At 69.7% G+C, this 19,308-nt stretch carries 14 protein-coding genes; 2 read left to right on the top strand and 12 right to left on the bottom strand.

Annotated features, from left to right (window positions below; translation table 11 throughout):
• Positions 1–54 precede the first annotated feature (54 nt).
• Genes FDA94_RS04060 through FDA94_RS04040 form a run of 5 tightly spaced genes read right to left on the bottom strand, consistent with a single transcriptional unit; the run spans position 55 to position 9,590 of the window.
• Complete coding sequence (locus FDA94_RS04060; RefSeq protein ID WP_170990772.1) at positions 55–4,788, bottom strand: discoidin domain-containing protein; 4,734 nt, start codon at positions 4,786–4,788, stop codon at positions 55–57.
• Positions 4,789–6,630, bottom strand: coding sequence for a glycoside hydrolase family 127 protein (locus FDA94_RS04055; protein WP_137245669.1), 1,842 nt, complete (start codon positions 6,628–6,630; stop codon positions 4,789–4,791). It abuts the gene before it with no gap.
• Positions 6,623–7,387, bottom strand: a complete 765-nt coding sequence (locus FDA94_RS04050; RefSeq protein ID WP_212735175.1) for a carbohydrate ABC transporter permease — start codon at positions 7,385–7,387, stop codon at positions 6,623–6,625. The genes FDA94_RS04055 and FDA94_RS04050 overlap by 8 nt, the downstream gene beginning before the upstream one ends.
• A complete protein-coding gene (locus FDA94_RS04045) occupies positions 7,384–8,322 on the bottom strand; it encodes a carbohydrate ABC transporter permease (RefSeq protein WP_137245668.1) in 939 nt (312 codons plus the stop codon). Before FDA94_RS04045 ends, FDA94_RS04050 begins: the two co-directional genes overlap by 4 nt.
• Positions 8,319–9,590 carry an ABC transporter substrate-binding protein gene (locus tag FDA94_RS04040; protein WP_137245667.1) on the bottom strand — a complete coding sequence of 424 codons (1,272 nt, stop codon included), beginning with the start codon at positions 9,588–9,590 and terminating at the stop codon, positions 8,319–8,321. Before FDA94_RS04040 ends, FDA94_RS04045 begins: the two co-directional genes overlap by 4 nt.
• Before the next feature lie 147 nt (positions 9,591–9,737).
• Here FDA94_RS04040 and FDA94_RS04035 point away from each other — a divergent pair, with 147 nt between their 5' ends.
• Both FDA94_RS04035 and FDA94_RS04030 read left to right on the top strand, forming a co-directional pair.
• Positions 9,738–10,787 (top strand): LacI family DNA-binding transcriptional regulator, encoded by a 1,050-nt coding sequence (locus tag FDA94_RS04035; RefSeq protein ID WP_137245666.1) that lies wholly within the window; start codon positions 9,738–9,740, stop codon positions 10,785–10,787.
• Entirely contained in the window at positions 10,784–11,143 is a 360-nt protein-coding gene (locus tag FDA94_RS04030) for a VOC family protein (protein ID WP_137245665.1), read from the top strand. The genes FDA94_RS04035 and FDA94_RS04030 overlap by 4 nt, the downstream gene beginning before the upstream one ends.
• Here FDA94_RS04030 and FDA94_RS04025 read toward each other — a convergent pair.
• From FDA94_RS04025 to FDA94_RS41000, 7 genes are all read right to left on the bottom strand, one after another.
• Positions 11,140–12,285, bottom strand: coding sequence for an acetyl-CoA C-acetyltransferase (locus tag FDA94_RS04025; RefSeq protein WP_137245664.1), 1,146 nt, complete (start codon positions 12,283–12,285; stop codon positions 11,140–11,142). The two genes, FDA94_RS04030 and FDA94_RS04025, sit on opposite strands and share 4 nt — an antisense overlap.
• Before the next feature lie 71 nt (positions 12,286–12,356).
• The gene (locus tag FDA94_RS04020; RefSeq protein WP_137245663.1) at positions 12,357–13,397 is read right to left on the bottom strand and encodes a hypothetical protein; all 1,041 of its coding nucleotides are present in this window, start codon (positions 13,395–13,397) and stop codon (positions 12,357–12,359) included.
• Between the two features lie 21 nt (positions 13,398–13,418).
• A complete protein-coding gene (locus FDA94_RS04015; RefSeq protein ID WP_137245662.1) occupies positions 13,419–14,231 on the bottom strand; it encodes a class F sortase in 813 nt (270 codons plus the stop codon).
• Positions 14,232–14,238: 7 nt separating this feature from the next.
• The gene (locus tag FDA94_RS04010; protein WP_137245661.1) at positions 14,239–15,126 is read right to left on the bottom strand and encodes a hypothetical protein; all 888 of its coding nucleotides are present in this window, start codon (positions 15,124–15,126) and stop codon (positions 14,239–14,241) included.
• A gap of 118 nt (positions 15,127–15,244) precedes the next feature.
• Positions 15,245–16,354 (bottom strand): hypothetical protein, encoded by a 1,110-nt coding sequence (locus FDA94_RS04005; protein ID WP_137245660.1) that lies wholly within the window; start codon positions 16,352–16,354, stop codon positions 15,245–15,247.
• Positions 16,355–16,386: 32 nt separating this feature from the next.
• Positions 16,387–17,763, bottom strand: a complete 1,377-nt coding sequence (locus tag FDA94_RS04000; RefSeq protein ID WP_137245659.1) for a class F sortase — start codon at positions 17,761–17,763, stop codon at positions 16,387–16,389.
• Positions 17,763–19,157 carry a hypothetical protein gene (locus FDA94_RS41000; protein ID WP_137245658.1) on the bottom strand — a complete coding sequence of 465 codons (1,395 nt, stop codon included), beginning with the start codon at positions 19,155–19,157 and terminating at the stop codon, positions 17,763–17,765. The genes FDA94_RS04000 and FDA94_RS41000 overlap by 1 nt, the downstream gene beginning before the upstream one ends.
• Between the last annotated feature and the right edge of the window lie 151 nt (positions 19,158–19,308).

The raw sequence follows: 19,308 nt of genomic DNA, 5'->3' as shown, positions 1-19,308 counted from the left end.
TACCGTCGGCAAGGGTGGCGGCGCCCCACGGGAGACGCCGCCACCAGGGGGGTGCTAGCCGCAGTTGCGCGCGGTGTAGGGCACCGACGCCGTCTCGGTGACCGACTGGCCGCCGACGGTCCCGGTGACCTTCACGGTCGCCGTGCCGGCCGGGATCGACCTGGCGCGGGTGTTGAACGACTGGAAGGCGTTCTTGCCGGGCGCCACGCCGGACACCGTCTTCGTTCCGTAGGGCGTGCCGAGCTCGATAGTGAGCGGCCCGTCGGAGTCGTTGCGGACGCTGAGCGACAGGTAGACGTTCATGCCCGTGCACTGCGTCTTCGGCGTGACGGTGGTCGCGAACCGCGGACCGCCCTCCCCGACGACGAGCTTCAGCGTGGTCTGCGTGGTGCCCGCCTGGCTGACGTAGGACGGCAGGACCAGGTCGCCGATGATCGTGTACGTCCCGTCGGTGTTCACCACCTCGGGGTTGTACCGCCAGTTCACGCCGATGGCCTGGTTGTCACGGGAGCCGTCGTTGTACGACACCGAGACCTTGGTGGGCAGCACCGGCTGCTCGCCGACCTCCACGTGCCGCTCGAACGACTCGGCGCCCTGGATCGAGATGCCGCCCTCCGACATCTCGGGACGCACGTAGACGCGGGCCTCGGCGATCAGGCCGTAGGCGTCGTTGGTGCCGTACACGACGAACGGGTCGACGTTGGTCTCGGCGACCATGTCCGCGGTGATGGGCTGCCAGGTGAACGCCACCTGGCCGGGGGCGCCGCTGGTGTAGGTCGCGTCCAGCGTCGCCGGCAAGGTCGGGACGAGGCCGACGCCGGTCCGGATCAGCACCGGGGAGGCCACCGAGTCGACGGTCTCGCCGTTGGCCCGCCAGCGCAGCACGCCGGTGCCCGCGCCGCCGGTCATCAGGCCCCAGATCCGGATGCGGATCCGGCTGGTGCTGACCGGCGTGAAGTTGAACTTGTTGTAGGCGTTGGTGTTCAGGCCGGCCACGTACGTCGATCCTCCGGTGAGGGTGACGGGCGTCCAGGTGGCGCCGTCGGTGGAGGTCTCGATGGCGTACGTGGTGGCCGTCGGGCGGCGGGTGCCGCCGTTGTCGTCGTACCAGTAGACATCGGTCGAGGAGAGCCGGACCGGCGAGGCCCAGGTGTACTGGATCCACGCCTCGTTGGCCGGGCTGGTGCCGTTGCGGGGCTGGCCCCAGTTGCCCCAGCCGTTGCCGGCGCCGGGGTTGCTGTTCGCCGGGGTGGTGTTCTCGTTGACCCGCGAGTGGTTCTCCCACGACGCGGTGCCGCTGGTGGTGATGGTCGCCGAGGAGCCGAACTCCGCGGAGACGGCCTTCTTGGCCAGGGTCACCGACACCGTGGCGGTCGACCGCTTCTCGCCGTCGTCGGCGAAGAACCGGAAGACGTAGTCGCCCTCGGCGGTGCCGGTCACGCGGGTGGCCAGGGCCTTGGAGTCGGCGAAGATGACGCCCGCGCCGGCCGGCGCCGAGACGGTCTCCCAGCCGTAGGTGAGCTCGTCGTCGTAGGGCACGCCGTCGTCGGCGGCGGTGCCGACCAGGCGGGTCGACAGGTTGCCGTCCTGCGAGGCGTCGCGGGCGGCGGTGACGTCCGGGGCCTGGTTGGAGACGTCCGGGACCTCACGGCCCGAGTCGAAGACCTGGATCTCGGAGATCGCGGTGTAGTGGGCCGGGCTGTTGGTGAAGACGATCCGCACCTTGTCGGAGGTCACGGAGTCGAACAGCGCCTCGTTGAACTTCGCGGTCGGCACGGCCGGGTTCTTGAACTGGCCCGGCACCTCCTTCCAGCCGCCCTGGCCGTCGGGCACCTGGATCCACCAGCGGGCGGGCTCGTGGTAACCGCCGGCCTGACGGTCGGAGACGAAGAAGACCTTGACGTTGTCGAACGTCTTGGCCGAGCCGAAGTTCAGCTCGACGTGGCCGTTCTTCTCGGTGGTGCCGTAGTTGCCCCAGTAGGGCTCGTTGGCGGTCACGCCGTCGGTGACGGCCGCCAGCGCCACGGGACGCTCCAGCTCCTTGATCGCGCCGGGGGTGTAGTTCATCGAAGTGGTGCTGTACCCGGGCGTGTGGAACTGCCGCCACGAAGCCGGGCGCGCGCCCTGCTGGGTGTACGACGAGGCCAGGGTCGCGCCCTTCGCCAGGTTCGCCGCGTCCTCGGTGAGGTCGATGCCGGCCGTCTTGAGGTAGGAGACGACCCGCTCGTCCTCGATGGGGGTGTTCACCGAGGTCGGGAAGTCGTCACCCTCAGTGGCCTTGAAGGTCACGGTGACCCCGGCCGCCGGGGTGACGGTGTTGGCCGCCGGGTCGTAGGTGACCTGGCCCAGCTTGTCGACGGCGAACTTGCGCTCGCCGTTGAGGAACAGGCTGTAGCCCGAGCCGAGGCCGTAGGCGGTGCCGTCGGGGTCCCAGACGAGGGTGACGTCCTGGCCGTGGTACTTCAGGTTGTTGACCATGAAGTGCTCGTAGCCGAAGTCGATCGGCCAGAGCTCGATCTTGTCGTCGGCGCGCGGCTGGATGCCGCCCATGTCCTCGACGAAGATGTAGTTCATGTTCCCGAGCATCACGTGGTTCGGGTTGTTCCTGTTGTACGTCTTGGTGGTCGGGTTCCAGTTGGAGTAGTACTCCGACTGGTTGGGGGCCCGCAGGTCACCGGCCGGGTAGATGCTCCAGGCCATCCAGTCGAGCAGGCGCTTGGCGTAGGCCGGGGTGATGTACTTGCCCGCCGGGTCGTAGTGCCGCAGGGCCGAGCGCACGGCCCGGTACTGGACCGTGAAGTTGATGTTGGAGAAGTTGTTCGAGCCGCCGATCCCGTAGGCCGTCCGGTCGTACTGGTTGGCCGTGTAGAACGGGAAGATCGGGAAGTTGTCGCCGTAGGTCAGGAAGCGGTAGCCGTCGACGTACTTCGCGGCCTGGTCGAACGGGATCAGGTTCTCGGAGTAGACGTCGTAGAGGTTCGACTCCTTGGCCGGGATCAGCCCGCGCGCGGCGGCCGGCAGCGGGTTGGCGGTGCCGTTCGAGCTGGCCGCGCTGGTCGCGCCGTGCGAGGCGGCGGCCAGGAACATCTTCGTGTCCGGGCTCCACAGCTTGGTCAGGATCGCGTCCCGGATCCCGTCGGCGCTGGCCGCCATCTCGTCGACCTTGGCCTGGTCGGCGCCGGCCGCCGAGTAGAGCTGCCGGGCGGCGTCGAAGGCGCCCCACACGTACGCCGACTCCGGCCGCTCGATGGTCCGGGCGCCGGGCGCGCCGCCGCCGACCTTCGGGAACCCGAAGGAGATGGCGTCCGCGTCGTTGCCGGGCATGTAGTTGGTGTCGTAGGCGATCAGCTTGTCGCCGTTGCCGTCGTAGTGCTCCAGTTGGCCCTTGCCGTCGCCCTCGAAGTAGCGGGCGAACTTCTGGGCGATCTCCTTGCCGCCGCCGTGCACCTCGTAGGCCTCTAAGCCCGCGGTGCCGATGTACTGCGAGTAGTGGTTGTTCCAGCTCGTGTGACCCGGGCTGTCCAGGAACGCCGAGGAGCCCGAGAGCTCGCCGATGTTGAGGATCTGGCCGTAGGGCAGGTACGGCGTCCGCAGCCACTTGGTGTCCTGCAGGTGCATCGGCTGCGTCAGCGCCACGGCGTTCTGGTAGAGGTTCACCCCCTCGATCGTCGTGGGGTACTGGTAGACGTAGCCGGTCGCGTTGGCGTCGAGGGTGTTGTACCGCTCCCCCCACCAGCGGTAGACGATGGCCTTCTCCAGCGCCGGGTCCGGCACGTCGATGTAGGGCACGTCCTCGGCCCACTGGCGGTTGAACGCGGTGATGCCGTCCTTGACCGCCTCGGCCGGGCTCTTCTGCGCGTAGGCGCGGTATTCGGCCGCCGCCTGCGGCAGCGAGTCCTGCGTGACCGCGCCGACGACCGACAGCGAGACCGAGCCGCCCGCCGGGACGGTGATCTCACGGTCGAGGTTGGCGCCGGTCCGGGCGAACCCGTCACCGGTCAGGTTGACCCTGATCTGGTTCCACGGGGTGTCGATCAGGCCGTTGTTGGAGCCGCTCGTGATGGTCCGGGTGCCGGTCAGCTCGGCGTCGCCCGCGCCCGCCTGGGTGGCCAGCGGAGAGGCCGCGCGGACCGTGAAGGTCGCCGCCGAACCGCCCGGGTTGGTGAAGGTGATCGCGGTGACCGCGACGTTCTCGTAGGTGATGAACTTCGTCAGGTCGGCGGTGACCCCGGTGCCGCCGATCGTGTACCGGCTCCTGGCGTGCGAGGGCGCGTTGAACCGGTTGGCGTTCACCTCGGTCACGGTCTGGCCGGGGACGGTGACCGTGTAGAAGTTGCCCAGGTTGTTGGGCCCTCCGACGAAGGCGCTGCCCGCGAAGCCCATGGTGGTGAAGTTGGCGTTGCTCGCGCCGCGCATGTAGAGCGAGCGGCCCCGGGTCATCAGCACGGCCGACCCGACGGCCCCCTGCACGCCCAGGACGCGGTCGAGGTAGTAGTCCGTCCCGCCCGCGGCGAGGTCCTTGTCGAAGATGGACTGGTGCATGCTGGACGCGGTGAACGGGACACCGGGTTTGACCTGGTTGGCGACGTCGCCGACGTTGGCGTAGACCGGGTCGCCGATCTCCATCGCGTGGTTCTGGCCGTTGGTGTAGACACCGACGTCGCCTTCGTTTCCGGGGAGAATCGGCGTTGCGGCATGGGCGGCGGGAGGCAGGCTGACCAGGCCCGCCACAGTGAGCGCAGCCAGGGCGAGCCACGTGGGCGCCCTGCCTATGCGTCTGGCACTCATTTAGACTTCCTCCAGGTACCGGGATCGGTCGGTTCGGGCGGTGTCGACGGGAAGCCAGACCCGCATCGTCGCGGGCCCGTGGTTGCCCCAGCGGTGGTAGGCCACCAGCCGCAGGGTGATCGGCTCCTCGTCCGGGGTCTCCTTCTCGGCCGTGTACGGCCAGCCGGTCGGCACCCCTGAGATGAGCGCCGCCTTGACGTCCAGTTCGACGGCGCCGTCGACCACGTGCTCCACGGCCGCGTCCGGCCGGACCACGACCTCGGCCAGCGGAGGCTGGTCCCCCACCGATTCGGCGCAGTAGACCAGCGGGCCGCGCTCGATCGCGACGCTGCCCCTGAGCGCGTCGATCCGGGCGTCCGGCACGGTCCAGCGGGAGATGACGGGCAGGTCGAGGGTGATGACGTCGCCCGGACGCCACCCGCCTTCGGCCTCCGCGACGGCGTAGCCGGGCGAGACCGCGCGCCGCGTCTCGCCGTAGGAGACGGTCGCCCCTTCGGCCCATGAGGGCACCCGCAGCGAGATCGACCCGGTCCCGCCCTCGGCCACCGTGACGGCGACCCGGCCCGACCACGGGTAGTCGGTCTCCACGTTCAGCACGAGCCCGTCGTGCCGGATCTCCGCGGGCGTGTAGTGGTGGATCCGGACGCCGGACTCCTCGGCCGCCGCGAAGTAGGCGGGCAGGGAGGCGAACGTCCGCGCGATGTTGCTCGGGCAGCACGACACCGTGAACCACGGCGAGCGCAGCCCGCCCTCGGCGGCCAGGTTGATCCCGTCGAGCGGCTCGGCCGGCACCCGGACCTGCAGCGGGTTGGCGTAGAAGAACGACTTGCCGTCGAGCGCGGGCGAGGTGGCCAGCACGTTGTAGAGAGTGCGTTCGGCCAGGTCGGCGTAGCGGACGTCGCCGGTGGCCAGCAGCAGCCGGTGCGAGAGCATGAACGAGGCGACGCCGGCGCAGGTCTCCGAGTAGGCCCGGTCGGACGGCAGCTCGAAGTCCTCGCCGAACGACTCGCCGAAGTGGCGCGAGCCCATCCCGCCGGTCAGGTAGGTGCGCCGGGCGATCGTCGACTCCCACTGCGCCTCGACGGTCTTCAGCAGGTCGGCGTCGCCGGTCTCGACCGCGACGTCGACGACCCCGGAGGCCAGGTAGAGCGCCCGCACGGCGTGGCCGTGGAACACCTTGGCCTGCCTTACCGGGACGTCGTCCTGGAAGTAGCCCCGGCCGAACTCGATGTCGGCCAGCGCCGGCAGCCCCCGGCGGTCGACGAACCGGCGGGCCATCTCCAGGTAACGTTCCACGCCGGTGGCGCGGTAGAGCTCGACCAGGGCCATCTCGACCACCGGGTGCCCGCAGGTCTCGGTGGTCTCCATGAACCGGGCGCACACGTGGTCGGCGACCCGGCGGACGACCTGCGTCAGTTCGTCTTCGCCGTGGGTGCGGAGGCGGGCGACCCCGGCCTGGATGAGGTGGCCGTAGCAGTACAGCTCGTGGCCCCACTCGAAGTCGGTGTAGCGGGCGTACCGCCAGCGGGTGTTGAGGTAGCCGTCGGGCTCCTGCGCGCGGGCCACGATCCCGGCCAGCTCCGGCAGCGCCGGATGGTCGGCCCAGGCCATGCCCTCCAGCAGCTTGTAGATCTCCGAGTCGCTGAACTCCCGGCCGCGGCGTGGCACCCCGCCCCGGAAGTTGGCGATCCAGCCCTCCTTCTCCATCCATTCCTGGCAGTGGGCCATGGTGACCTCGCGGTTCAGGGCGATCCGGTCGCCCCAGAAACCGGGCGCGGGGCGCACGGCGTCCAGGCCGAGGGGGGACAGCACGCCGGAGGAGGGCAGCACAGGACTAGCCACGCAGAGCTCCTGACATGAATCCGCGCACGTAGTGGCGCTGGAGGACGAGGAAGAGGATCAGGCACGGGATCGCCATGACCATGACGCCGGCCTGCAACATGCCGTAGTCGATGGCGCCGAACGTGTTCTGCGTCATGCTGACCACCGCGACCGGCAGCGTGAAGCCGGCGCCGTCGTTGAGCAGGATCAGCGGCGCGAAGAAGTCGTTCCAGGAGGCCAGGAAGGCGAACAGCCCGACGGTGACCATGGCCGGCCGGACCGCCCGCAGCAAGATGCGGAGGAACGCCCGGAAGGTCGTGCAGCCGTCGACCAGCGCCGCCTCCTCCAGTTCCTTCGGCAACGCCTCGAACGCGTTGCGCATCATGAACAGCGCGAACGGGAGCTGGAACATGACGAACACCAGGGCCACGCCGACCAGCGAGTTCTGCAGCCCGATGTAGCCGAGCAGCACGTACAGCGGGATCAGCACCGTCGCGTACGGCACCATCAGAATCGCCAGCGTCGCCAGGAACAGCAGGTTCTTGCCGGGGAAGGCGAACCGGGCGAAGGCGTAGCCGCCGAGCGCCGAGACGAACAGGGTGCCCGCGACGGTCATCACCGAGACGACGACGCTGTTGGTCAGATACGTGCCCAGCCCCTCGCCGAAGCCGGCCATCTCGACGTAGTTGTGCGGCTCCTCCATGGACGCCCACCCGCTCCACACCAGCGGGAACAGGAACAGGACGGCCAGGGCCGACATGGTGGTGTAGTACCTCACTCCGGCCTCCTGAGGACCCGCAGCTGCAGGGCGTTGAGCGCGACGAGGGCGATCAGCAGCACGACCGACAGGGCGGCGGCGCCGCCGAGGTCGAACCGGAGGAAGGCGTCGCGATAGATCACCATGACCATCGAGACGGTGCTGTTGTCGGGGCCGCCGTTGGTGAAGATGAAGAACTGGTCGAAGGCCAGCAGCGAGCCGGTGACGCTCATGATGAGCATCAGCGCGATCGTGGGGCGCAGCAGCGGCAGCGTGATCCGGCGGAAGATCACCCAGCGGCTCGCGCCGTCGGTGCGGGCCGCCTCGTACACCGCGACCGGGATGGCCTGTAGGCCGGTGAGCAGGATGAGCATGTTGAACCCGGCGAAGCGCCAGAGCACGAGCGTGATCGTGGAGAACAGCGCCATGTTCGGCGTGCCGATCCAGCTGACCGGTTCGTCGATGATCCCCAGGGTTCGCAGGATCGGGTCGATCGGGCCGAAGTCGCTGTTGAGCATGCCGTAGAAGAGCAGCGCCGCCGCCGCGAAGCCCACCGCGCCGGGCAGGAAGAACGCGGTGCGGAAGAACCCCACGCCGGGCCTGCGCTCCTGGACGAGCAGGGCCAGGCCGAGCGCGAACAGCGAGAGCACGACCGTGATGATCACGGTGTACTTCAGGGTGAACCACACGGCGTCGGCGAAGAGCGGGTTGTCGGCGATCTTGGTGTAGTTGGCGGGGGCGTTGAGCGTGGCCTCGCCCAGCAGGGGCCACCGGTTCAGTGACATCCAGCCGACGAGGACGAGTGGCGCCAGGAAGAGCACGACCACGATCAGGGCGGTCGGGGCGGCGTACAGCCAGCCCTGTGCTCCTTGGCGGCGCCACCAGGGCGGCGGCGCGACGGCGGAGGAGGAACCTCCGCGCGCCGCACGCCCACGGGGGCGTGTCAGGGTGGTCATGACCGCAACGAGGCGTTGATCGCGGCGTTGAGTTCGGTCACCTTCGCGGCGTCGCCGAAGAGGGCCTCGCGGGCGAGGCGGAGGAAGGGCCCCTGCGGGTCGTTGAAGCTCTCGCCGAACTTCAGCGCCATCGGGGTCTGGCCCTTGCCGACCAGGGAGTTGATCAGGACCACCCGGGGGTCCTCCGCCGAGTACTTGTTGTCGGCCAGGTCGACCCGCGCGAGCACGTCCTTGTTCTTGGCCATGACCTCGACCTGGGCCTCGTCCGAGACCGACCAGGCCAGGAAGTCCCAGGCGGCGTCGGCGTTCTTGCTGGTCGAGGAGATGCCGACGGAGTCGCCGCCGACGAAGGTCGACTCGCCGCCGTCGGGGCCGGCGATCGGCGCGACGCCGATGTTCATGTCGGCGGGCATCGAGCCGAGCGTGGTCGACGGCATCGGCATGACGCCGATCTCACCCTTGGGGAAGAAGCCGGTCCAGGTCGGGCCCTGCTCCTCCTTGGTGGTGGCGCCGGTGACGCCCTTCTCGAAGAGGCCCCGGTAGATCGCGAACACGTCGGTCATCGGCGACTTGTCGTTGAGGGACTCGGTGCCCTCGGGGTTGAGCGTCTGACCGCCGGCCGCCCAGACCGAGGGCCAGAAGGTGAAGACGAAGCAGCCGCCGCAGTTGCCGCCGAAGAAGGTGCCGCTGACCTTGCCGTCCTGGCCGAGTTTCTCGTCGACGGCGGTGGCCTGCTCGGCGAACTCCTTGAGGGACGTCGGGCCCTTCTCCGGGTCGAGCCCGGCCTTCTCGTAGAGGTCCTTGTTCCAGAACCAGACCGACAGGTCGAGCGTGTGCGGGAGGGTGTGGTTCCGGCCCTCCAGGGTGCCCAGCTTCATGTGCGAGGGCGCGAGGCTGTCCTTGAACGGCAGGGACGCGACCCGGTCGGTGATGTCCATGAACAGGCCCTGCGAGGTGTAGTTGGGCACGAACACCACGTCGGAGGCGAAGATGTCGGGCAGCTGCCCCGCGCCGGCCGCCGCGGCGACCCTCGGCTGGTAGTTGTCCGTCGGGATGACGGTCAGTTTCACCTGGTTCTTGTGGCTCGCGTTGTAGGCCTTGACCAACCGCTCACTCTGCGCCTGGGTGGCCGCCCGGGTCCACATCGTGACCTCGACGCCGGCGTCCGAGGCGGCGGGCTGCTGCCCGCCCGCACCCGAACCGCCGCACGCCGCGACTAACGACACCAATGCGACCACAGCAGCGCTGACCAGCACACGTGGCTTCATGGCCTGCTCCTTCCGATACCCCCCGAACCAATGACCGAAATCACCTAAAAGGTTTTCGTAACGTAGAAGAAACCTGCATCACTGTCAACGGTTTGCCAGGTATGATGCCGTTTGACCAGCCAATGTCAGGCGAAAGGGTTTTCGGGAGTGACGACGAGACGTGCGACCATCACCGACGTGGCCGCCCTTGCGGGCGTCTCCGTCGCCACGGCGTCCAAGGCGCTCAACGGCCGCGACGACGTCCGGGCCACTACCAGGCAACTGGTCATCGACGCTGCGGCCCAGCTCAGCTTCCAACCCAACGTGCTGGCTCAAGGCCTGCTCAGCGGGCAGACGCGCACCGTCGGGCTGCTCACGAGCGACATGGTCGGGCGGTTCGGCATCCCGGTTCTGCTGGGTGCGGAAAACGCTTTCGGCGCCGGGGAGATGGCGGTGCTCCTCTGCGACGCCCGGGGCGACGCGATCCGCGAGCAGCACTACATCCGCACCCTGCTCTCCCGCCGGGTCGACGGCCTCATCGTCGTCGGCGAGAGCACCAACCCCCGCCCGTCCATCACCAAGGACGTGCCGGTTCCGGTCGTGTACGCCTACGCGCCCTCAGACGACCCCGCGGACGTCTCGTTCGTCCCCGACGACGAGGGCGGCGCGCGGCTGGCTGTCCGCCACCTGATCGCCACCGGGCGGACCCGCGTCGCCCACATCACCGGCCCCACCACCTACAAGGCGGCCACCGACCGGGCCGAGGGAGTGCGGGAGACGCTGGAGGAGGCCGGCCTGGAACAGGCCGGCGAGACGCTCTACGGCGCGTGGTCCCAGCGCTGGGGCCGGCTCGCGGCCGACATGCTGCTGCTGAACGACCCCACGGTCGACGCGGTGTTCTGCGGCAACGACCAGATCGCGGCCGGCTTCATCGAGGCCGCCAGGGAACGCGGACGCCGGGTGCCCGACGACATCGCGGTCGTCGGCTACGACAACTGGGAGGTGCTGTCGGAGGAGACCCGGCCCACCCTCACCACGATCGACCCCGACCTGGAGCGCCTCGGCCACACCGCCGCCCAGCACCTGTTCGCCGCCATCGACGGCAAGGCCACGCCGGGCGTGCACAGCATGCCCACCCGGCTGGTCATCCGCGACTCCACCGCGCCCGGGATTCCTGACACGCCCTGGCAGGTATCGCGAGGAGGATCAGGCGCATGACCACGATCGCGAAACTGATCGCAGTGAACATCGACTGCGCCGAGCCCAAGACCCTCGCCGAGTTCTACGCCACCGTCCTCGGCTTCGAAGTCCAGCACTCCCAGGACGAATACAGCGCCATCGGCGACGGCACCACGACCTTCTACTTCCAGCGCGTCCCCGAGCGGGCCCCGGCCCCGTGGCCGGGACCGGGCAAGCAGTTCCACATCGACGTCCGGGTGCCCGACGTCGCCAAGGCGGTGGAGGAGTATCTCGCGCTGGGGGCCACCAAGCCCGACTTCCAGCCGGGCGGCGACCACTGGACGGTGATCGCCGACCCGGAAGGGCACCTGATCGACGTCTGCCCCGAGGGCTAGAGCCGCTCGATGATGGTGACGTTGGCCTGACCGCCGCCCTCGCACATCGTCTGCAGGCCGTAGCGGCCGCCGGTGCGCTCCAGCTCGTGCAGCAGCTTGGCCATCAGGATCGCGCCGGTGCCGCCCAGCGGGTGGCCCAGGGCGATCGCGCCGCCGTTCGGGTTGGTCTTGTCGGGGTCGGCGTCGAGCTCCTTCATCCACGCCATCGGGACCGGCGCGAACGCCTCGTTGATCTCGACCACGTCGATGTCGCCGATGCTCAGCCCGGCCCGCTTCAGCGCCTTCTTCGTCGCCGGGATCGGCGCGGTCAGCATGTAGACCGGGTCGTCGCCGGTGAGCGCCAGGGTGACGATCCGGGCCCTGGGGGTCAGGTTGTGGTCGCGTACGGCCTGCTCCGAGGCCACCAGGATCGCGCCGGCGCCGTCGGAGATCTGCGAGGAGGTAGCGGCCGTGATCCGGCCGCCCTCCCGCAGCAGCTTCAGCGAGGCCATCTTCTCGAGCGTCGTGTCGGGGCGGGGGCCCTCGTCGTCCTCGACGCCGGCGACCGGGACGATCTGGTCTCTGAAGTAGCCGTTGGCGACGGCCTTGGCGGCGCGCTGGTGGCTCTCGTAGGCGTAGCAGTCCATGTCCTCGCGGGAGAAGCCCCACTTCTCGGCCATCAGCTCGGCGCCCCGGAACTGGGAGATCTCCTGCATGCCGTAGCGCTCGACCCACTTCTCGCCGAACGGGAACGGCATGCCCTTCTCCAGGGCGGCCGTGATGCTGGAGCCCATCGGGACGATCGACATCGACTCGACCCCGGCCGCCACCACCAGGTCCTGCGTGCCCGACATGACGCCCTGGGCGGCGAAGTGGATCGACTGCTGCGACGACCCGCACTGCCGGTCGATCGTGACGCCCGCCACGGTCTCGGGCAGGCCCGCGCTCAGCCAGGCGTTCCGCGCGATGTCCATGGACTGCGGCCCGAACTGCATGACGCAGCCCATGATCACGTCGTCGACGGCGGACGGGTCAACCCCGGTCCGGTCGATGAGCTCCTTCAGCGGATACGCGGCCAGATCGACCGGATGGACGGCCGACAGCCCGCCCTTCTTCCTGCCGACGGGAGTGCGAACCGCACCGACGATGTACGCCTCTGCCACGATGGCCTCCACCTGTTCCACGAAACCGAGCAACATTCGGTCGTTACTTGGGAGGCTACAACAGTCGCTTCCTAGACGCTCCTGGGCGGCAGCAGATCGGCGGGTTCGAAGACCTGGAATCCCCAGTGGTCGACCACGGGACCGTCAAGAGCGGTGCCGAGAGCCAGGGCCACGTTGCCGGGATCGAGCATCCGGGCATCGCCGTCGAGCTCTTCGGTGGCGCTGACCGCGATCCTGACGACCTCGGTCGCGTAGGGCATGAGCCCGGCGACGGCGGCGGGGAAACGATGCACGGGCGTCACCGAAACGCGGAAGCCGGCGGCCTCGTAGACACCGTCGGACGACCAACGGGACGTCCGCGCCTTGGGGGCCTCGGGGGTGTCGTCTGACTCGTCCTGGGAACCGGGCGCGACGTCGTCGGACGCGCTCTCGGCGTCGTCGGATTCGTCCCCGGCCTCAGTCGCGGCGTCGGAAGCGCCCTCGGTGCCGCTGTCGGTCTGGTCCTCGACGGCTTCAGAAGCAGCGCTCCCGGGAGCGCTCCCGGCTCGGTCCCCGGTGGTGGCGTCGCCATCCGGGTGGCCGTCGGCGGTCTCGTTGGCTTCGGTCTCGGTGCTCGACGCGGTCGGGTCGTCGACTCCCGGAGAAGCGCCCTCTGCGGCGTCCTCTTCCGTACCGAGGATCTTCTCCAGAGCCGGGGTCAGCTCCGACTCCTCGACCGCCGGGAGGTAGACCACGTACTCCAGCTCGACGTCCTCGGCCGGGTCGTCGGCCGAGCCCTCGCACAGGCAGTAGCCGCCCAGGCGGTAGGCCAGCCCGGCCGCCAGCAGCTTGTCGTAGTAGTCGACCGGCAGCGGGCGCTCGGCCACCACCCGGTGGGCCCAGAGCTTCTCCTCGCCGTCGAGGCCGAGCTTCTTCTGCAGGTCGGGGGTGAGCTCGACGCCGTCGTGGATGCGGGTCGCGGCGGCCAGCACGTCGTTGCCGTCGAGTTCCGCCTGCGGGTCGGCCAGCCGGACGATCTCCAGGATCGCCTCGGGCTTGGTCTTGGCCGGCAACACGACCGTGGGGCCGGTGCGCAGCCGGCCGGGCAGCAGCAGATTGGAGAGAAGACCCATGTGCCCTTCCTTACGTAGAAGTCAGGACGAGGCTAGGCCGGTCCCTGTCATCGTCGCGTAAACGATGACATTGTCCACGTAGTGACGGGTGGTGCGGTTGTATGTTCCACCACATGTGATCAATCTGAGCTCGGCCATGTCGCTGTCGCCGTAGACCCGCTCGGTCGGGAACGTCGTCTTGTCGGCCTGCTCGATGCCGCCGACGGTGAAGATCGCGACGGTGCCGTCCTGCCGGACCACTTCGACGGTGTCGCCGTAGCGCAGCTCGGCCAGCCGGTTGAACACCGCGGGCGAGGTCGCGGTGTCGCGGTGACCCACCAGTGTGGCCGGCCCGGCGGAGCCCGGGGTCGGGCCCTTCCGGTACCAGCCGACCAGGTTCGTGTTGGCCAGCGGCGGCGGCTCGATCGCGCCGGTCTTGTCGAGCCCCACCGAGCGCACCGGCGCGTCGATGTTCAGCCGCTTGACGATCAGGCGCTTGGGCGACGACGGCTGGGTCATGGGGGCGACGGGCGTCAGCGGCGGCAACGGGGCCGGCGCCTCGGGAACGGCCTGCGGCAGCTCAGGACCGCCACCCCGGCCCACTTCGGCGAGCATGCCGTTGGCGGGCTTGAGGTTGACCCGGTTGGGCTCGCCGTACTCCTCCGGGTTGCCCAGGATGAACACCAGTCCGAGCCCGACCGTCAGGAGACCGGCCACCGCGGCGATGATCAGAATCAGCCGGACGAGCTGGGTGCCGTTCTTCCCCTCAGGCTCCTGCTGCGGCGCCGGAACCTGCTGGTAGTAGACGTAGCCCTGCTGCGGCTGGTTGGGATCCTGCGGGTAATAGCCGGTCACCGGCGCCTCATCCCTGCTGCGGCCGTCGCCGGGAGCGCAGCATCAGCCCGCCGATGCCGGCCGCCAGCACGATCGCCGTGCCGGTCAGCACGAACACCCGGCCGTCGGGGCCGAGCATGCCGCCGCCGCCGGTGGCCACGCCGCCGTCGGGCGTCTCGACCTGGTCGTCGACCGGCACCTCGGCGGTGGCGGTCTCGGTCACCGTCTTGGTGGTCCGGGGGGTCGGCGTGTTGGAGGTGGACGGGCTCGGCGAGGGCGTCTGCGAGGTCGAAGGGGTGGTACTCGCGCCCGTGACGCTCAGGGTCGCGCTCGCCGGAGTCGGGAGCGGAGCCGTGGTCGGCAGGCTGCACACGAACTTGGCGGCCTCGGTGGTGCCGCTCATCAGCCGGATCGTGAAGTTCTTGGCGGTCAGGATCAGCTGGGTCGTACCGGTCGACGGGGTGATCGTGGCCGTGGGGGTGGGCAGAGCGGGAAGCGCGCCGCCGACGGAGATCGGGGCGGCCGGGGCTACGGAGGCCGACGGGGTCACCGTGGCGATGGCCGCCGCGCTGCCGTTGCCCTTGATCTCGATCTCGGCGGCGATCTGGATCGAGTTGGTCGTCTCCAGGGCCACCGGTGCCGGGGGAAGCGCGGTGCCGCTCAGCGCGACGGTCGCGTTGAAACCGGTGGCGATGGTCGCGGCCGTCACGGAGGAGTTCAGGGCCACGGTCACGTCATAGTCGATGTCGGTTCCCTCGACCCCGGCCAGCCAGGGCTTGCAGATGTAGTTCACCGTCTTCGTGTCGGCGGTGGCGCTGCTGAGCAGGGGACCGAGACCAAGAAGAAGACCAGCACTGACCACACCGGCAGCGGCGGCCTTGGTAGCGATGCGTCGCCGTGCCTTGCACTTCAGCACTGACTCTCTCCGTTTCAGATTCGATGACCGTTTCATGGCGGATGGGGAGATCCTAGGGACAAAGCCTGGGAGAAGGCAGGGATAACCCCTACTCTGACGACAATCAGTAAAGATTTCGTCAAGACCCCACACGTCTCCTGAGCATCAGGCCTCCCACCATCGCGGCCAGCGTGACGGTGCCTCCGGCCAGCACGAGCACCCGCCCGTCGGGCCCGAGAGACCCTCCCCCACCGGTCGCGACGCCCCCGCCGGGGGTCTCGACCTGAGCGGTGACGGTCGCCGTGGCGGTACGGGTGGAGCGGTCGACCGGCGTCGGCGCGGTCACCGTGGCGGTGGCGGTCACCGTGCCCCTGGGGGTCGGCGTGCCGCTGCCGGTCGGCGTGGGGGTGGTGGACGAACTGGGGGTCGTGGACGACGTCGGAGTCGGCGACGCGACCACAGTGATCTTCAACGCGACCGGGGTCGCGCTGTCAGGGAGGGCGCAGTTGTAGAGCACGCTGTCGGTCGTGGCCCCCGAGGGCCTGACCCGCACCGTGAAATCACGGGCGGACACCTCGAACACCCCGGTCGCCTTGGGGGTGACGACCCCGATGAGCTGCGGGATCGGCCACACGGTGGCGCCCTGGGTGGCCGCCGCGTTCACCGTCACCGTGGCGTTGGCGGTCGCGCCGTGGTACACCGGCGGGTCGTCACCGGACTCGTCGGGGTCCTGGGTCGGAGTCAGGCTCGCGGTGGGGGTCTGGCTGGGGGTCTGGCTCGGCGTCGTACTGGGGGTGGTGCTCGGAGTCGTGCTGGGCGTCTGGCTGGGGGTCTGGCTGCCCGAGCCGCTCGGAGTCGTGCTGGGAGTCGTGCTCGGAGTCGTGCTCGGCGTGGGGGTCGAGGAGTCGATGGCCGGGCCGGTGGCCCGCAGCACGCCCTGGGCCGCGACCTGGTCGCCCACGGCCAGCGGGGTCGGCAGGCTCATGACGGGCCCGCCGCTGGCCGTCGGCGTCGCGGGGAGCAGGCTCCAGACGACCGACACGGGCGCGCTCGGCTTGGGCTGGTCGGGTGCGCCGAGGATGACCCGCACCCGATAGGGCGTGGCCGACGTCTCGGCGCCCCTGACGCACTCGTAGGTCGTCGTGCCGTCGCTGTTGCCGGCCAGCGCGGGGAGGCCGAGTAACAGCAGGGCGGCGACGGCCCCGGCGCCCGCTCCGCGCGCGGCGAAACGGGCACGAGTGTTCAGCATCCTCATCGCTTGCCCCCGGATACGACCGTCTATCAGCGGACCTCGGTCAGGGTCGCGTAGACGACGATGTTGTCGGTGTAGTGATGGGTCTTCGCATTGTAGGCACCACCACACGTGATCAACCGAAGGCTTGAGGTGATGGTGTTCCCGTAGACGCGCTTGGTCGGGAAGGCCTTCTTGCTGACCTGCTCGACGCCATCGACGGTGAAGACCGCCAGTTTACCGTCCGCGCGCAGGATGCTGATCTTGTTGCCGCGCTTGATGTCGCGCAGGCGGCTGAAGACCGCGGCGCCCGAGCGGGTGTTGACGTGCCCGAGGATGACGGCCGGACCCTGGTCGCCGGGGGCGGGCCCGAACCTGTACCAGGCGGTCTCCTTGGGCTTGGCCATCGACGGCGTCGCGATCTCGCCCTTCTTGGTCACGCCCACAGTGCCGATCTTGGCCCGGTTCACGCCGACCGCCGGAATGCTGATCTTCAAGGGACGCGACGACTTGGGCGCGGTCACCTTCGGCGCGGAACTCGCCTTCGCGGCCGGCTTCGGCACCTCGACGTTGAGGCCCACCCCGTTCGCCTGCGCCACGACCTGCGGCGACAGGGTCAGCGGAGCGACCGGCTGGGTGGCCGGCTGGGGCGGCGGGGCGGTCGGGTCGGCCGCGGTCAGCGGGACGCCGGGGCCGCCCGGGCCCACGGTCGGCGGGATGACGTAGGAGTTGCCGGCGGCCTGGATGCTGACCTCGTCGGCCGGCTCCTCGATCGGCGCGGTCGGCGAGAACACCATCAGCAGCCCGGCCATGATCGCCGCGATACCGCTGAAGGAGCCGCCGACCAGCAGGGCCGTGAGGGTCCGCTTGGACATGCCGTCAGGCGCAGGCGCCTGCGCCGGGACCTGGATGACGGGGACGACCTGAGCGGAGGGCGTACCGGAAACCGGAACCGCACCCACCGGAACACCGGCACCCGGAACCTGAGCCCCGGGGACACCGGCGCCGGGAACACCGGCCTGCGCCCCGGGAACGGCACCTGGGACACCAGCACCGGGGACACCCGAACCCGGAACACCGGCACCAGGAACCTGGTTCACCGGCACCATCACGACGGGCACCATGCCCGGAGGCACCGACCCGCTCGGGACCATGACCACGCCACCCGGCGCGACCGCACCGGGCGCGTCGGGGGCGGAGGCCGCCGGAGCCGTCGAGGCGTCCGCGGCGTCGGTGGTCTCGTCGGCCGAGGGGTCGATGGGCAGGGCCGGCTTGTCGCCGCTGTCGCCCTTCACGAGCTTGTGCCCGGTCGCCTTCAGCAGCCGGTCGTAGGGGTGCTGCACGATCGCCCCGGGAGAGGCGGGCTTCTGCTGCTCCTCCTCCGGCTCGGGGTCGGGCGTCGGATAGGGATTGCGCTTGTCCGTCATCACCGCTCCCCGGCGTGGGCCGCGCGCCTGCGCAGCAGCTTGATTCCGCTGACCATGCCACCCATCAGCAGCAACGCACCGGCCACCAGCACCGCGGCGCCGGGGTTCGACCGGTCGGGCGCCTCACCGGTCTGCGCGCCGCCCAGTGGCGTGATGGCCACCTGCGCCACGGTCGGGGTCGAGGTCAGCGTCACGGTCGTGGTCGCCGTGGGGGTCGGGGTGCCCTGCACGATCACCGACACCAGCGGCGTGAAGTTCTCCTGCGGCGTCGGCGGCCTGCTCACGTTGCCGGAGGGCGTCGCCGAGCCACTCGGCGTGGTGGTGGGCGTCGTCGTCGGGGTGGTCGACGGCGTGACCGACGGGTTCCCCGAGGGGCTCTGCGACGGGTCGCCGGAGGGGTCGGGCGACGGGGAGCCGTTGCCGCCGCCGGTCACCGTCAGCGGGATCAGCGGGAACTTCGGCTCGGGGCTGCAGACGGTGTGGTAGGGCGACTTGTTCAGGTTGTCGGCGGTGCTCGCGTGGACGCGCCAGGCGTCGATCCGGGCGTGCTTGCCCTCGGTCTTGTTGTTGACCTTGACGGTGTACTTGCCGTAGGGCAGGTCCTTGGCCGCCGTGAAGGTCTCCCGGACCCGCCGCTCACCCGCGACCGACCAGTAGGCGTTGTAGCGCTCGGAGGCCTCGTCCGGGGGGTTGCCCTGGTCGGTGACGAGCGTGAACTCGCTCATGTCGCTCGCCTTGTCGCCGATCAGGTCGACGCCGGTGCCGACGAAGGTGAAGGACGCCTCGGCGTCCTCCTTGCTCGCCTGGTGGAGGTCGTGGTTGAAGTGGGTCTCGCCGAGGTAGGAGTTGTTGTCGGCGAGGTAGGACCAGTTGCCGTCGTAGGCCACCCCGAAGTCACCGACCGGCTCGACGAAGGTGTTGTTCCAGGTCGACTCGACCGGAGCCAGGTCCAGGATGATCGGCCCGACCTCGATCGACCCGGAGCCGGCCCGCTCGGCGGTCGCCAGACCCGGCGAGACCAGCCCCAGCGACAACGGCTTGCCGGTACGCAGGTCGCCCTCCTCGACCAGGCGGGTGCCGGTCGAGTCGATCGCGCCCTGGCCGGTCCACACGCCGTGCGCCTTCACGCGGGCGGTGACCGCGAGGTGGCCGCCCTTGTCGTGATTGGGGTTCAAGGGGTCGGGGACCTTCACGCTGCGCTGCGCGTCACCGAGCTGCCAGTTGATGACCAGCTGCTGGCCGACCGTCAGCTCCTTGGACGACAGCGAGATCGACGCCGCGATCGTCTGGCCGTCGGCCAGCGGGCCGACGCACTTGAAGTAGTAGGGACCTTCTGCCGAACCCTGGCTGGTGCCGGGGAAGACGATCAGTGCGCCAGCAGTGGCAATTCCCACCGCTCCCAGGGCGGCCCACCGCCGACGCGTTCGTTCCCACCGCATTGCCCACACTCCGATATCGCGGCATACCAAACCGAAGGTAGATCTTATGGGGTTAAGGAGAGGGATTGGTGGGAACGTGGCGCACTTGTGATGCGCTCCCCAGCAT

This window comes from Herbidospora galbida (genome assembly GCF_005233835.1).
Taxonomy (GTDB): Bacteria; Actinomycetota; Actinomycetes; order Streptosporangiales; family Streptosporangiaceae; genus Herbidospora; species Herbidospora galbida.
This window is presented reverse-complemented; position numbering and strand designations above follow the sequence as displayed.

Excerpts from the sequence above, each read along its gene's own strand:
- FDA94_RS04000 (WP_137245659.1), bottom strand. The coding sequence starts at position 17,763 with ATGACGGACAAGCGCAATCCCTATCCGACGCCCGACCCCGAGCCGGAG.
- FDA94_RS04060 (WP_170990772.1), bottom strand. The coding sequence starts at position 4,788 with ATGAGTGCCAGACGCATAGGCAGGGCGCCCACGTGGCTCGCCCTGGCT.
- FDA94_RS04040 (WP_137245667.1), bottom strand. The coding sequence starts at position 9,590 with ATGAAGCCACGTGTGCTGGTCAGCGCTGCTGTGGTCGCATTGGTGTCG.
- FDA94_RS04020 (WP_137245663.1), bottom strand. The coding sequence starts at position 13,397 with ATGGGTCTTCTCTCCAATCTGCTGCTGCCCGGCCGGCTGCGCACCGGC.
- FDA94_RS04030 (WP_137245665.1), top strand. The coding sequence starts at position 10,784 with ATGACCACGATCGCGAAACTGATCGCAGTGAACATCGACTGCGCCGAG.
- FDA94_RS04005 (WP_137245660.1), bottom strand. The coding sequence starts at position 16,354 with ATGCTGAACACTCGTGCCCGTTTCGCCGCGCGCGGAGCGGGCGCCGGG.
- FDA94_RS04045 (WP_137245668.1), bottom strand. The coding sequence starts at position 8,322 with ATGACCACCCTGACACGCCCCCGTGGGCGTGCGGCGCGCGGAGGTTCC.